Here is a 13,434-nt window from a genome sequence, read left to right on the forward strand (position 1 = left end):
GGGCCTTTGCGTCTTTTACGCGAAATCGGGGCGACCGCGTACAATCGTCGGTTGCCGGTGTGGGGATAAATTGCCGCTTTTTGCGGCTGCGTCCGGGCTTCTACGGAGGCACGTAAGTAACTTGCTAAGGCTCTCTCCCTAAAAGTTGTTTCGATTTCGATCGATCTGTCGCGCGCCCATATCCCATTATTGCCGGAGCTAATCGTGAAGTTGAGCAATCTGAAGATCGCCCCGAAGCTCGGCATCCTTGTCGGCGTCACCTTGTTCGGCCTGTGCATCTCCGGCGTCCTCGCCGGCTATCTGATGAAGCGCGAGATGGTGAATGCGCGCATCGATCAGGCCAAAGCGATCGTCGAGCTGGCACGCAACTATGCGGGCGCTCTGAAGAAGCGCGTCGACGCCGGCGAGCTGACGAAGGACGCGGCCATGGCCGAGCTTCGACGCTACGGCAATTCGATGACCTACGACAACGGCGCGGGCTATCTGTTCGGTACGTCGTACGAAGGCATCACGCAGCTCGCGCCGGATCCCAAGCAGATCGGCACCAATCGCATGGATGTCGTGACCAACGGCCGCAAGCTGTCCGTCGAGCTGATGGACGGCGTCAAGGCCAACGGTTCGATCCTGCTGCATTATGAATATATGAAGCCCGGTCAGCCGACGCCAATCCGCAAGATCGGCTACGCGGTGGCGGTGCCCGGCTTCGACATGTATCTCGGCACCGGCGCTTATCTCGACGACATCGACGCCAAGATGGGCCCGGTCTATTGGCTGCTCTGCTTTGCCATGCTCGGCATTTTCGTTGTCGCCGGCAGCGTCGCCTGGCTGATCGGCCGCAGCATCAGCCGCCCGCTGGCGCTGCTCGGCGCCCGCATGAAGGATCTCGCCGACGGCAAGCTCGAGGGCGACATACCCGGCGTTGGCCGCGGCGACGAGGTCGGCGCGATGGCTTCCACCGTCCAGATCTTCAAGGACAACGCGGTCCGCATCCGCGACCTCGAAAGGACCGAAGCAGATGCCAAGGAGCGCGTCGCGGCCGAACGTCGCAGCGCGATGGAGGGCATCGCCAGCGACTTCGAACGCAGCGTCAACGGCATCGTCCGCTCGGTCTCCTCGGCCGCGGCCGGCATGCAGACGACGGCGCAGTCGATGACCGCGACCGCCAGCGACGCCTCCTCGCGCGCGGCGACGGTCGGCGCGGCCTCGCAAAAGGCCTCCGGCAATGTCGGCACGGTCGCGGCGGCCGCCGAAGAGCTGTCGAGCTCGGTTGCGGAAATCTCCCGCCAGGTGACCCGCTCGACCGAAGTCGCCAGCCGCGCCGTCAGCGACGCCGAGCGTACCAACGCCACCGTGCAGGTGCTTTCGACCGGCGCCGAGAAGATCGGCGAAGTCGTCAAGCTGATCCATTCGATCGCCGCGCAGACCAATCTGCTCGCGCTCAACGCCACCATCGAGGCGGCACGCGCCGGTGAATCCGGCCGCGGTTTCGCGGTCGTCGCCTCCGAGGTCAAGGCGCTCGCCAACCAGACCGCCAAGGCGACCGAGGAGATCTCCGCGCAGGTCGCGGCGATGCAGACCTCGACCAGCGACGCGGTCACGGCCATCTCCGGCATCACCCAGACCATCGCCGAGATGAGCGAGATCACCGCCGGCATTTCCGCCTCGATCGAGCAGCAGGGCGAGGCGACCCGCGAGATCGCCCGCAACATCCAATCCGTCGCGGCCGGCTCCAGCGAGATCAACGCCCATATCGGCAGCGTCACCTCCGCTGCGGAAGCGACCGGCACCGCGGCCACCGACGTGCTCTCCAACGCCCGCGAGCTGGACAACCAGTCCGGCGCGCTGCGCAGCGCCGTCGACGGCTTCCTCGCCAAGGTGCGCGCGGCGTAGATTCTTGCACTGAATTCGTAGGGTGGGCAAAGCGAAGCGTGCCCACGACTTGTCGCTATTTCGGACCGATGGTGGGCACGGCGCAAGTGCGCCTTTGCCCACCCTACAAGAGCAGTGCCCCGGGCACAGCGTCACGACGTTCCGCCGCGTCCGGGACACGAGACCGTCCTACTGCTTCTCGATCTTCGCGTTCGTGATCAGCTTCTCCCACAGCACGAGCTGTTCGTTCACGAACGTGCCGAGCTGCTCCGGCGTGCCCGAGAACGCGTCCATGCCGAGCGTGGCGAGCTGGGCCTTGATCTCCGGCTTCTCGACGATCTTCCGGATCTCGGCGTTGAGTCGGGTCACGATCTCCTTCGGCATGCCGGCGGGGCCGAAATAGCCCTGCCAGGACGAGATGTCGAAATCAGGCACGCCGGCCTCCTGCATCGAGGGCAGGTTCGGCACCAGCGGCGAGCGGTCCTTGGTGGTGACGGCGAGCGCGCGCAGCGCGTTGCCGTTGACGTGGGGCAGGCCGGTCAGGATGTCGACGAACATCATCGAGACACGGCCGCCCATGACGTCGTTGAGCGCCGGCGGCGAGCTCTTGTAGGGCACGTGCAGCAAGTCGAGCCCGGCATTGTGCGCAAAGGTCGCACCCGAGACGATCGCGGAGGACGATCCCGAGGCGTAGCTCAGCTTGCCCGGATTGGCCTTGCCGTAGGCGACCAGCTCGCCGACGGTCTTGGCCGGCACTTCCGGATTGACGACCAGCATGAAGGGCAGGTCGCCGGTGCGCGCGATCGGCGTGAAGTCCTTGACCGGATCGTAAGTGAGGTTCTTGAGCAAATAGGGATTGGCGGAATGCGTGGTGTTGGTCGTCACCAGCAGCGTGTAGCCGTCGGGGGCGGCCTTCGCGACATAGCTCGCGGCGAGCATGCCGTTGGCGCCCGCCTTGTTCTCGATCACGATGCCGACGCCGAGCGCCTGCGACAGATGCTGCGAGATCAGCCGTGTCGTCGTGTCAGTGCCGCTGCCGGCCGCGAACGGCAAAACCAGCGTGATGTTGCGGCTCGGATAATTGTCGGCCTGGGCCGTGGATGCGGCGGCGAGGCACAATGCGGCCGCTCCGGCGGCACGCAGGTTTCGAATCAGCCCTGAAAGCATGTTTGAACGTTCCCTCTTTTTGGTTGGCGGGGAACCTAGCGCCTCCTCATCGAAATCGGAAGGCGCGAGTTTGTCGCCTTGTCTCCGCGTCGCGGAATTACTTCACCGCGGAGCCCTGGCGTGAGGCGATCACGACGCCGGCGAGCACCAGCGCGTAGCCGATCAGGTGGAACGGCTGCAGCTTTTCGCCGAGCAGCAGGATCGCCATCGCCGAGCCGAACACCGGCACCAGGTGGAAGAACGGCGCGGCCCGATTCGGGCCGATCAGCGCGACGCCGCGGTTGAAGAAGAGATAGGCCAGCGTCGAGGGAAAGATCAGGATGTAGCCCAGCGTCGCCAGCGTCGTTCCGTCGAATTGCAGCACGCGGCCGCTTGCCGCCTCCCAGATCGCGGTCGGAAGCAGCATCGTCGCGCCGCAGCAGGTGGTGAAGGACAGGAAGGACAGCTGGTGGATCTTGGGCCGGCGCGGGATGAAGGCCGAGTAGATCCCGAACGCCACCAGCGAGGAGGCGAACATGATGTCGCCCCTGTTGAAGCTGATGCTCGCGAGCGCGGCGAGATCGCCGCGCAGGATGATGATCAGCACGCCGAGAAGCGAGATCGCGATGCCGGCGAACTGCCCGCCCGTCAGCCGCACGCCGAACAGCACCAGCGACCACAGCGCCACGAACAGGGGACCTGCCGACTGGATCAGCAGCGCGTTCAGCGCCTCCGTGTATTGCATCGCCCAGTACGAGATCGCGTTGTTGAAGGCGAAGCCCACCAGCGACAGGAACAGCATCAGCGGCAGACTGTTGCGCAAGGCGGGCCAGTCGCGCTTCAGATGCGGCCAGGCGAACGGCAACAGGATCAGGAAAACGCCGAACCAGCGGATCGTGGTCACCGTCAACGGCGGCACATGCGCGCCGACATGACGCGCCAGCACGATATTGCCGGCCCAGAACAGCGAGCTCAGGCTGAGCAACAGATAAGGCTGGTTGTTGAGCCAACTGGCCGGATTGGCGGTCTTTGGCGCGGGCGGAGCAATCGTCATTGGCGTTGGACGAAAGCTTGCGCCGGATTGCCGTCGCCGCACAAGCCACGTGGCCGCAATGCTACAATGCAGGCAAACCCTGAGGAGCGCCTTTGGCGGTTAATATGTTGAACATCGCTGGCGCGCGTCTCCCCCTCTCCCCCTGTGGGGGAGGGTGGCTCGCCGCGAAGCGGCGAGACGGGTGAGGGGTCTCTTTCCGCGAGTCCAATTCTCATTTGAGTGCGCGGATGCAACCCCTCATCCGGCGCTTCGCGCCACCTTCTCCCGCAAGCAAGGGGAGAAGGAAGAAATTACGTCGCCTGCTTCCGCGACGCCACGAACACGCCCGACAGCACCAGCGCGAAGCCGATGAAGTGGAATGCCTGCGGGTGTTCGCCCAGGAACGCCATCGCCATGATCGAGCCGAACACCGGCACGACGTGGAAGAACGGCGCGGCACGGTTGGCGCCGATCAGGCGGACGCCGCGATTGAAGCAGAGATAGGCCAGCGTCGAGGGAAACACCGCGACGTAGAACAGCGTCAAGAGGTTCGGCCCGTCGAGCTTCATGACTGGGCGCGCGGACAATTCCCAGATCTCCAGCGGAATGAGGCAGGCCGCGCCGGCCCCGAAGGTGAAGGCGAGGAACGACAGGCCGTGCATCGGCGGCCGTTTCAAGGTCAGCACCGAATACAGCGCGAAGATGACGAGCGCGACGATGAAGATGAGGTCGCCTTTGTTGAACTCGATGTTCGACAGCGTGGTGAAATCGCCGTGCAGCAGAATGGTCAGCACGCCGCACATCGACAGGAGCACGCCGAACGCCTGCGCGGCGGTGAGGCGGATGCCGAGGATGGCCAGCGACCACAGCGCCACGATCAGCGGCGCGGCCGACTGCAGCAGCAGCGTATTGAGTGCCTGGGTATGCTCCAGCGCCCAGTATTGCAGCGTGTTGAAGGCGCCGATGCCGGTGACCGAGAGCGTGATCATCAGGCCAAGTCTGCCGCGGATCGCGGGCCAGTCCTGGGCAAGATGTTTCCAGGCGAACGGCAGCACCAGCAGGAAGGCGAAGAACCAGCGCAGGAACGATAGCGTGACCGGCGGGATGTGGCCGGCGGCGAGCCGCCCGACGATGGCGTTGCCGGCCCAGCACAGCGCGGTGATGCTGAGCAGCAGGTAGGGCTGGTTGGCGATCCAGCTGTGGCCGGATGTCTCCGCGCTGGTGGTCTGGCCGGTGGCGGACATTGGGATTGGCGTGCCCCGCATGCGCCGAGGCTTCCAGCCCGGCGGGATCCGGGCCGGCTGATCGCCCGGCGCTGTCCAAAGACACGGAAATCGGGGCTGCATCAACGGGGGGCGGACGCATCGCGACCATGCAGCGGCGGATTGCGCCTCTCACGCTTTGGTCGAAGCCCCGCGCGCCGCCGCGAAGGTTTCTGGATTTTCCGGGGATATCAAAGGCTTGGAGTAGCCTCGAAGCCCTGAAAATGCCCCGTTCTTGCTTGCCTAGAGAGGCTGCTTCCTTTATCCGGTTGGGCTGCCTCGCGTGCGAACGGCCTCTGGCCGGGAATTGGGCTGGGCGCAGGCATGATTCCGGAAAAGTGGGTACCAATTTTCCGTTCGGATCATGCCACCTACAGAGAAATCTTCGAAGGATTACCCGCGAATGGCCAATGTTGTCGTCGTCGGCGCCCAGTGGGGCGACGAAGGAAAGGGCAAGATCGTCGACTGGTTGTCGGAGCAGGCGGACATCGTCGTCCGCTTCCAGGGCGGTCATAACGCCGGCCACACGCTGGTGATCAATGGCAAGACCTACAAGCTCGCGCTGCTGCCCTCGGGCGTGCTGCGCGAGCAGAAGCTGTCGGTGATCGGCAACGGCGTGGTGTTCGATCCCGCCGCCTTCCTCGACGAGGTCTCCAAGCTGCGGGCGCAGGGCGTTGCGGTCTCGCCGGAGAACCTGCGTATCGCCGAGAACGTCACGCTGATCCTGCCGCTGCACCGCGAGCTCGATGCGCACCGCGAATCGGCCAGCGCCGCGACCGCGATCGGCACCACCCGCCGCGGCATCGGGCCGGCCTATGAGGACAAGGTCGGCCGCCGCGCCATCCGCCTGATGGACCTCGCCGACCTCGACACGCTCCCGCACAAGATCGACCGGCTGCTTGCCCACCACAACGCGCTGCGCCGCGGCCTCGGCCTTCCCGAATTCGACGGCAAGGTGATCCTGAAGGAGTTGAGCGCGCTGGCGCCGGAGCTGCTGCCCTACGCCGAGACGGTGTGGCGGCTGCTCGATATCAAGCGGCGTGAAGGCAAGCGCATGCTGTTCGAAGGCGCGCAAGGCGCACTGCTCGACGTCGACCACGGCACCTATCCCTACGTCACCTCGTCCAACACGGTGGCGGCACAGGCCGCGACCGGCGCCGGCCTCGGACCGGGCGCGGTCGGCTATGTGCTCGGCCTGTGCAAGGCCTACACCACCCGCGTCGGCCAGGGCCCGTTCCCGACCGAGCAGGACAACGAGACCGGCCGCCGGATCGGCGAGCGCGGCCGCGAGTTCGGCACCAACACCGGCCGTCCGCGCCGCTGCGGCTGGTTCGACGCCGTGCTGGTCCGCCAGGCGGTCCGGACCTGCGGCATCAACGGCCTGGCGCTGACCAAGCTCGACATCCTCGACGGCTTCGACACGATCGAGGTCTGCACCGGCTACAAGCTCGACGGCAAGGAGATCGACCACTTCCCGGCCGGCGAGGGTGCCCAGGCCCGGGTCGAGCCGATCTACGAGACCATCGAGGGCTGGAAGGAGCCGACCGCCAATGCGCGGTCCTGGGCCGACCTGCCGGCCCAGGCCATCAAATATGTCCGGCGGATCGAGGAATTGGTGGGGTGCCCGGTTGCGCTGCTTTCCACCAGCCCCGAACGCGAAGATACTATCCTGGTGCAAAATCCGTTTGAGGCTTAACGATATCTTACCGGGACGCGCGTATAGTTGAGTTGAAATGGCTGATTACTATCCGCTGATCGCCCGCGCTATTGCCGCCCTGGACCCGAACGCTCCCGGCGAAAGCCGTCGCGCGCTCTATGAGCGGGCGCGCACGGCATTGATCGCGCAGCTGCGCAGCGTGCAGCCGCCGCTCTCCGAATCCGAGATCACCCGCGAAAGGTTGTCGCTGGAGGAGGCGGTCCGCAAGGTCGAATCGGAGGCTGCCCAGCGCGCCCGCGAGGCCTCCCGCCCCGGTGGCGGCGCCCGCGGCGGCAGCAGCGGCGATGCCTTTCGCCGCGCCAGCACCCGAGCGGCCGAAGGCGGCCCGGCTGCGCCGGCCCCGCCGCGGACGCGTCCGGCGCCGCCGCCGCCGCGCGCCGACCGTCCATCCATCAATGTCGATGACCAAGGCGAGGCCCCGCGTCCGCCGCGCGCGCCCCGTTTCGACGCCCCGCGCCAACCGGGACCGTCCGCCCCGCCACCGATGCCGGAGCCGGCGGCCGGACGCGATCGCGCCGGTGCGCGCCGTCCTCCCGATGTCGGACCTCCGCCGCCGCTGCCGCCGGCACCCGGCGTGCGCGGCTTCCGCGACATCACCGCCGACGCCAACGATCTCGGCGGCGCTGCCGCGCAGGCCAGCCGCGCCGCGCGCCGCACCTATGCCAATGTGCCCTCGCCCTCGCCGGAATTCGACCGGCTCGAGCCGAGCCTGGAAAACCGCGCCGGCGAGCAGGACGCGCCTTATTCCTACGACGAGTCGGTCGAGGAGGCCGAGCGCTACGCGCCGCAGCCGCAGCCGCCGTCGCCGCGTCCGCGCATCGCGCCCGAGCGCGACGCCAAGAAACGCGCCCGCACGCGCTCCACCTTCCCGTTCAAGAGTGCGATCGCCGTCGGCATCGTGCTGATCCTGGTCGGTGCCGGCATCCTCTGGGGCAAGCAGCTGGTCCAGATCGCGACCAATTTGCTGAAGTCCTCGCCGACCCAGGTGGTGGAGGCGCCGAAGGATCCGTCCCAGCCGCAGAGCAAGCCCAAGATTCCGGATCGCGTCGGCCAGCCCTCGGCCAGCGACCAGCCGGTCGCGCCGGTGGCGCAGAAGGTCGTGCTCTATGACGAGGATCCGTCCGATCCGAAGGGCAAGCAATATGTCGGCTCGGTGGTGTGGCGGCTCGAGCCGATCAAGGCGTCCGGCAACCAGAAGGCCGACGTCGCCGTGCGCGCGGACATTGAGATCCCCGACCGCAAGTTCAAGATGACGATGTCGTTCCGCCGCAACACCGATTCCTCGCTGCCGGCGAGCCACACCGCGGAGCTGACCTTCATCCTGCCGCCGGATTTTCCGGGCGGCAGCGTCTCCAACGTGCCGGGCATCCTGATGAAGTCGAACGAGCAGGCGCGCGGCACGCCGCTCGCCGGCCTCGCGGTCAAGGTCACCGACGGCTTCTTCCTGGTGGGCCTGTCCAATGTCGACGCCGACCGCTCCCGCAACGTCCAGCTCCTGAAGGAGCGCTCGTGGTTCGACGTGCCGCTGGTCTATGCCAACCAGCGCCGCGCCATCATTGCCATCGAGAAGGGCGCCCCCGGTGAGCGCGCCTTCAACGACGCCTTCGCCCAGTGGGGCGATTAGGGGCTCAAGCTGCGACTGAGTCGATGCGAGCCGAGGGGATACCTCCCCCGCTTGCGGAAGGGCTATCGCGTTTGAGAGCTTTTCCCTGCAGCCATCCTTCGAGACGCCCGCTTAGGCGGGCTCCTCAGGATGAGGGCGGAGTGTGAGGCAGCAGTTTCAAGGGCACTGACGCCAATTAGCCTCATCCTGAGGAGGCGCGTAGGCGCCGTCTCGAAGGAGAGGCGCGCGCGCCGGCCGCCGCCAAGAGTCACATGCGAGAACCTTGTCCGGCGGGAAGAGGCGAACCGGGCCTCAACGATCCAGCCGAACTCGACCCGACTACTGCGCCGCCGCTTCCCGCTTGCGCGATGCTGATGCCGCGGCTTCGCGGTCCATCACGGCGCGGCAGCCGGGGCTGACCTGGGCCTTGTTCCGCACCATGCAGGCCCTGACCCTGGGAATGTCGGGGATCTCACTGGAGCACAGACGCATCGCGTCACCCGTGCACATCTGCTGCGCTTCGGATGAGAAGGCGAGGCCGGGTGAAGTCTGGAGTGCGATGGCCGTGGTTGCGACGGCGAAGAGCGAAGCGGTGGTCTTAAGCAGCGAAGCGATGGTTTGATAGCGTGTCATGCAGAATGCGTCCCCGAGTTCCGTGGGCTTGAGCCACTTGGTTTTTGGGGCGCCGCACGTGGCTTGATCTGCCGCATGTCACAGCCTTCACGTCGGGAACTTTGGTCCCGCATGTGGTCGCTCGATTTCTTGAAGTTCGAATCGAAAGGTGCTGCGCCGCCCGAGCGAAGTATGCGCCATTGTCACGCGGCTGCAATGGCAGGCGCAAAGGAATTTGCAATTGTTGCGTGGACGTCACGCACAAAGCTTGCGCGCGCGATCAGATCATCCGATCAAAGGATGCGCTCGCTTGTTCCACGTCGCTCGCGCCGAGCGCGGCGGCGTGTTCCTCGACGGCGGTGACGCCCTTGGCGGTCAGCTCGAACAGATCGCCGTCCTTCATCACGTAGCCGTCGGCGATGAGCTCGTCGATCTTGCCGTGGCGGTCGTCGGCGAAGGCAACGGACTGGCTGATGTCCCGCAGGATCGAGAGCTGTTCGTCGCGCAACATGGCTTCACTCTCCGTTCGCTGGGGATGGTCGCGGTCCTCACATGCCGTGGCTCTGAAACACCTTGCTGCAAGAGCGCGACAGCTTGGCCCGGTTGGCCTGCAAGCAACCCTGCACGGCGCCGTCATTGCCGAGGTCCTTGCGACAGAAGCGCGAGGCGTCGCGTGAGCACGCCTGCTGTTCCTGCGGCGAGCCCATGTGGCCCTGCGCAAGAGCGGGTGCGTTCGACAGGCCACTCAGGGCTGCCAGCGTGATCGTCGCCAGGAGAAATTTGCGGGCCATCGGCGGCTCCAATCTGACAGGGATAATTCAGGTCCTGTCTGAACTCGTCGCCTTGCCACTTGTTCCCCCAATGGCCGAGCCCGCCCCGCTATTCAAGGTTCCCGCGGCGCTGCTATAAACATCGGCGAAGTGAAAGGGTGTTTGATGAAACGCTATCTGGTGTTTGCCCTGGTTGGCCCGTTCGTCGGCGGGTTCCTGCTGCTGCTGACGACGACCTATCAGTCCGGCTATTGGGCCCAGACCAGTCTCGGCGAGGTCGGCAAGCTGTTCGCTGTGTTCTTCAAGACCCTGCAGTATAGCTACCTGTTCGGCTTCCTGCCCTCGCTGATGATCGGCGCGGTCGATGACATCCTGACCCATGTCAGGCGGATCGGCCCGGGCTTGCGGATGCTCCTGGTCGGCCTGTTCGCCTTCGTGCTGGCCTCGCTCACCTACAGCTCGCGCGGGCCGGATTCGGGTGCGGTGCAGTTCATCCTGTATGGCCTCGTCGGGTTCGTGCCGGCGGTGATTTCGTCCTGGCTCGTGCATAAATACATCAAGGAGCCGCAAGCAGTGGCGGCGCCGACCTGAGCGCGCGACGTTCGGGCGCGGCGCAGCAACCTCTGCCGCCCCAGCGCGTTCCCTGAAGGCCATGACCATGTCCGACGACGATATCCTTGCTCCACGCAGATCCCGTACGGGGAGCTCGCGCGCGACCGCTTCCGGACCGGAGGCACGCGGGCCGATCATCGATCAGGATGGTCGGGAAATCCGCCCTGAAACGCTGGAGCAGGGCTTTCGCGAGTTCGGTTTCGAACTGGGCAAGGATCATCCGTTCGCCGGGAGCCCGTTCGGCAATCTGACGCGCGAGCAGCGGATCGCGCGGATCGAGGCGATCGCAAAGCTGCTCGACGTCGCCTTCATCCTGCCCGGCACCAACATACGCTACGGCATCGACGGGTTGATCGGCCTGATCCCCGTCGTCGGCGACATCATCACCACGGCGATCTCGCTGTGGCTGGTGCGCGAGGCCAGGGCGCTGGGGGCGCCCTGGTACATCACCACCCGCATGCTCGGCAATGTCGCGCTCGACGGCGTGGTCGGCCTGGTCCCGTTCGCGGGCGACGCTTTCGATGTCATGTTCCGCGCCAACATGCGCAACGTGCGCCTCTTGCGCCGCTGGCTCGACAAGCAGCCACGGATCTGAAGCCTCCCTTCTTCGCCTCTCCCCGTAAGAACGGGGAGAGGGAGTAGAAACGCAAAAAGCGCGACGGCCTTTTGGCCATCGCGCTTTACGCGCACATCGTAAGGCTCAGCGAAAACTTATGCCGCGTCGGCGGCGTCGGTCTCGGCCGGCGCCGGCTTGGGACGGCGGGGCAACGGGAAGGCTTCGCTCTCATAGAGCGAGCGGATGCCGTTCTGGTCGAAACGCGCTTCCTCGACCTGGAGATAGGCGCCGTTCAGCGAATCCGTCGGCAATTGCTCCATCGCGAACTGCACGGCTTCGGCCGCGGTGCCGAACCGGCGATAGGTGAAGCCTGCGCGCTTCTTCTTGCGGATCGCGGCGGGGAAGAGTTCGGCAGACGTGTTGAAGTTGAACGGACGCAGTGGACGCATGGTCAAAGACCTCGTGATCTCTCTGGGGCTTTAAGCGCGTGGGGTTTGGGAGGGCAGGGGCCGCAATCGAGCGGGCCCGCCGCACATGCCATTTTCGTCCACTAATATAGGCCGTTTTGACAAAAATGCGACCCCTGCGATGGGAGATGATGAATCCGCGCATGGCAGCTCCGCGGATGAAATTAACTGAATTACTTCAATGGCTTATATGGTTTACAATTTGCCAAGAAGCAGCAGGACGACGAGCACGACCAAGACGACGCCTCCGATGCCCATGCCGGAATGGCCCATGCCATAGCCGTAGCCGCCGACGCGGCCGGACAGGCCGCCGAGCAGATAGATGATCACCAGGATGATCAGGACGGTCCCGACTGACATGGCATCCTCCCCTGGCGGCCGCCAAATGCGATGATCGGCCGCACCGCCAGACAAGAAAAGCACATCGCGCGATCGGGTTCCATGAAGGAACCCGACCGCGGGAACGTTATTTGGGCTCCAGCTTCAGCGCGGCCGAGTTGATGCAGTAGCGTAGGCCGGTCGGCCCGGGGCCATCGGGGAAGACGTGGCCGAGATGGCCGCTGCATTTGGAGCAGAGCACCTCGGTGCGGATCATGCCGTGGCTGACGTCGCGCTCCTCGTCGACATGGCTCTCGACGGCCGGCTGGGTGAAGCTCGGCCAGCCGCAGCCCGAATCGAACTTCGCGTCGGATTCGAACAGCACATTGCCGCAGCCGGCGCAGACATAGGTGCCGGCGCGGTGGTCGTGCTCATACTCGCCCGAGAAGGGACGCTCGGTCGCCTTCTCGCGCAGCACCGCGTACTGCATCGGCGACAATTCGCGCCGCCACTGCTCTTCGCTCTTGATGACCTTGTCGTCCGTGGTTTTCATTTTGGTGTCGGGCATGGGTCTCCCGTTCTTGAGATGATCTCGCGATCAGTTGGTGGCCTTGCTGGTGCTCACCAGCGTCGGCTTTTCAATGTAGTTATCCGCGAACAGCTTTTTCAGGTTCTCGACCTTGGGCAGGTCGTTATAGGCGATGTAGGGCTGGTTCGGGTGCAGCGTCAGATAGTCCTGGTGGTAGGCCTCCGCCGGGTAGAACGCCTCCAGCGCGCCGACCTTGGTCACGATCGGCTTGCTGAAGACCTTGGCGCCGTTGAGCTGGGCGATATAGGCCTCCACCACCTTCTTCTGCTCGTCGGAGGTGGTGAAGACGGCCGAGCGATATTGCGTGCCGACGTCGGGGCCCTGGCGGTTGAGCTGGGTCGGGTCGTGCGCCACCGAGAAGTAGATCTGGAGGATCTTTCCGTAGGAGATCTTCTTCGGGTCGTACTTGATCTCGACCGCCTCGGCATGGCCGGTCCGGCCGCTCGAGACCGTCTGGTAGTCGGCGGTCGCCTTGGTGCCGCCGGCATAGCCGGAGACCGCGTTGACGACGCCCGCGGTGTGCTGGAAGACGCCTTGGACCCCCCAGAAGCAGCCGCCGGCGATCACGGCGGTCTGGATCCCGCTTGCAGGTGCTGCATCCATGGCAGGGGCGGGGATCACGACCGCGTCCTCCGCGGCCTGAGACGGCGCGGCAAAGGCCAGCGCGAAGGTTAGCGAAAGGGCGGTGGTTGCGGCGAGCAGGGAGGCGAGGGCAGGTCGGCGCATGGCGGATCCTCTTTCGAAAGGTCTGACAGTCTAGGGCGGTCGGGGCCGGACGAACAGTTGCCCGGCTGCGTTTTCGCACCATCCGAGGTACGGACGCGGCCGCCGGTTGTTACGGCGGGACGGACACGAGTCTGTGAAATGAGCCGCGCGGGAT

At 65.5% G+C, this 13,434-nt stretch carries 15 protein-coding genes; 5 read left to right on the forward strand and 10 right to left on the reverse strand.

Going from position 1 to position 13,434, the window contains the following annotated elements; translation table 11 throughout:
- Nucleotides 1-204 precede the first annotated feature (204 nt).
- Complete coding sequence (locus GGD65_RS18895; RefSeq protein WP_183236230.1) at nucleotides 205-1,890, forward strand: methyl-accepting chemotaxis protein; 1,686 nt, start codon at nucleotides 205-207, stop codon at nucleotides 1,888-1,890.
- Nucleotides 1,891-2,058: 168 nt separating this feature from the next.
- Here the strand turns inward: GGD65_RS18895 and GGD65_RS18900 are convergent, their stop codons facing one another.
- The 3 genes from GGD65_RS18900 to GGD65_RS18910 form a co-directional block, all read right to left on the reverse strand.
- Nucleotides 2,059-3,036 (reverse strand): tripartite tricarboxylate transporter substrate binding protein, encoded by a 978-nt coding sequence (locus GGD65_RS18900; protein ID WP_092254855.1) that lies wholly within the window; start codon nucleotides 3,034-3,036, stop codon nucleotides 2,059-2,061.
- A 97-nt stretch (nucleotides 3,037-3,133) separates the two neighbouring features.
- Nucleotides 3,134-4,069, reverse strand: coding sequence for a DMT family transporter (locus tag GGD65_RS18905; protein WP_018317862.1), 936 nt, complete (start codon nucleotides 4,067-4,069; stop codon nucleotides 3,134-3,136).
- Between the two features lie 290 nt (nucleotides 4,070-4,359).
- Nucleotides 4,360-5,292 carry a DMT family transporter gene (locus GGD65_RS18910; protein WP_092260417.1) on the reverse strand — a complete coding sequence of 311 codons (933 nt, stop codon included), beginning with the start codon at nucleotides 5,290-5,292 and terminating at the stop codon, nucleotides 4,360-4,362.
- Between the two features lie 421 nt (nucleotides 5,293-5,713).
- Here GGD65_RS18910 and GGD65_RS18915 point away from each other — a divergent pair, with 421 nt between their 5' ends.
- Both GGD65_RS18915 and GGD65_RS18920 read left to right on the forward strand, forming a co-directional pair.
- Nucleotides 5,714-7,006 carry an adenylosuccinate synthase gene (locus tag GGD65_RS18915; protein ID WP_018318369.1) on the forward strand — a complete coding sequence of 431 codons (1,293 nt, stop codon included), beginning with the start codon at nucleotides 5,714-5,716 and terminating at the stop codon, nucleotides 7,004-7,006.
- A 37-nt stretch (nucleotides 7,007-7,043) separates the two neighbouring features.
- On the forward strand, nucleotides 7,044-8,651 hold the full coding sequence (locus tag GGD65_RS18920; protein WP_183236231.1) for a hypothetical protein: 1,608 nt from the start codon (nucleotides 7,044-7,046) through the stop codon (nucleotides 8,649-8,651).
- Between the two features lie 318 nt (nucleotides 8,652-8,969).
- On the opposite strand, the gene GGD65_RS18925 is transcribed toward GGD65_RS18920, so the two are convergent.
- The 3 genes from GGD65_RS18925 to GGD65_RS18935 form a co-directional block, all read right to left on the reverse strand.
- Nucleotides 8,970-9,263: a hypothetical protein gene (locus GGD65_RS18925; protein WP_026202007.1), complete on the reverse strand. Its 294-nt coding sequence runs from the start codon at nucleotides 9,261-9,263 to the stop codon at nucleotides 8,970-8,972.
- A 259-nt stretch (nucleotides 9,264-9,522) separates the two neighbouring features.
- The gene (locus GGD65_RS18930; protein WP_183236232.1) at nucleotides 9,523-9,753 is read right to left on the reverse strand and encodes a hypothetical protein; all 231 of its coding nucleotides are present in this window, start codon (nucleotides 9,751-9,753) and stop codon (nucleotides 9,523-9,525) included.
- A 37-nt stretch (nucleotides 9,754-9,790) separates the two neighbouring features.
- Complete coding sequence (locus GGD65_RS18935) at nucleotides 9,791-10,033, reverse strand: hypothetical protein (protein ID WP_018318371.1); 243 nt, start codon at nucleotides 10,031-10,033, stop codon at nucleotides 9,791-9,793.
- A 144-nt stretch (nucleotides 10,034-10,177) separates the two neighbouring features.
- Here GGD65_RS18935 and GGD65_RS18940 point away from each other — a divergent pair, with 144 nt between their 5' ends.
- Both GGD65_RS18940 and GGD65_RS18945 read left to right on the forward strand, forming a co-directional pair.
- Nucleotides 10,178-10,603, forward strand: coding sequence for a DUF5413 family protein (locus GGD65_RS18940; protein ID WP_092260424.1), 426 nt, complete (start codon nucleotides 10,178-10,180; stop codon nucleotides 10,601-10,603).
- 61 nt (nucleotides 10,604-10,664) lie between these two features.
- Nucleotides 10,665-11,219: a DUF4112 domain-containing protein gene (locus tag GGD65_RS18945; RefSeq protein ID WP_092260426.1), complete on the forward strand. Its 555-nt coding sequence runs from the start codon at nucleotides 10,665-10,667 to the stop codon at nucleotides 11,217-11,219.
- A gap of 116 nt (nucleotides 11,220-11,335) precedes the next feature.
- Here GGD65_RS18945 and GGD65_RS18950 read toward each other — a convergent pair whose 3' ends face one another.
- From GGD65_RS18950 to msrA, 4 genes are all read right to left on the reverse strand, one after another.
- A complete protein-coding gene (locus GGD65_RS18950) occupies nucleotides 11,336-11,629 on the reverse strand; it encodes a hypothetical protein (RefSeq protein ID WP_018318374.1) in 294 nt (97 codons plus the stop codon).
- 213 nt (nucleotides 11,630-11,842) lie between these two features.
- Nucleotides 11,843-12,007, reverse strand: a complete 165-nt coding sequence (locus GGD65_RS18955; protein WP_084674830.1) for a DUF3309 family protein — start codon at nucleotides 12,005-12,007, stop codon at nucleotides 11,843-11,845.
- Between the two features lie 106 nt (nucleotides 12,008-12,113).
- A complete protein-coding gene (msrB, locus tag GGD65_RS18960) occupies nucleotides 12,114-12,533 on the reverse strand; it encodes a peptide-methionine (R)-S-oxide reductase MsrB (protein WP_092260430.1) in 420 nt (139 codons plus the stop codon).
- A gap of 30 nt (nucleotides 12,534-12,563) precedes the next feature.
- Nucleotides 12,564-13,280, reverse strand: a complete 717-nt coding sequence (gene msrA, locus GGD65_RS18965) for a peptide-methionine (S)-S-oxide reductase MsrA (RefSeq protein ID WP_183236233.1) — start codon at nucleotides 13,278-13,280, stop codon at nucleotides 12,564-12,566.
- Between the last annotated feature and the right edge of the window lie 154 nt (nucleotides 13,281-13,434).

Source organism: Bradyrhizobium sp. CIR18 (assembly GCF_014198295.1).
GTDB lineage: Bacteria > Pseudomonadota > Alphaproteobacteria > Rhizobiales > Xanthobacteraceae > Bradyrhizobium.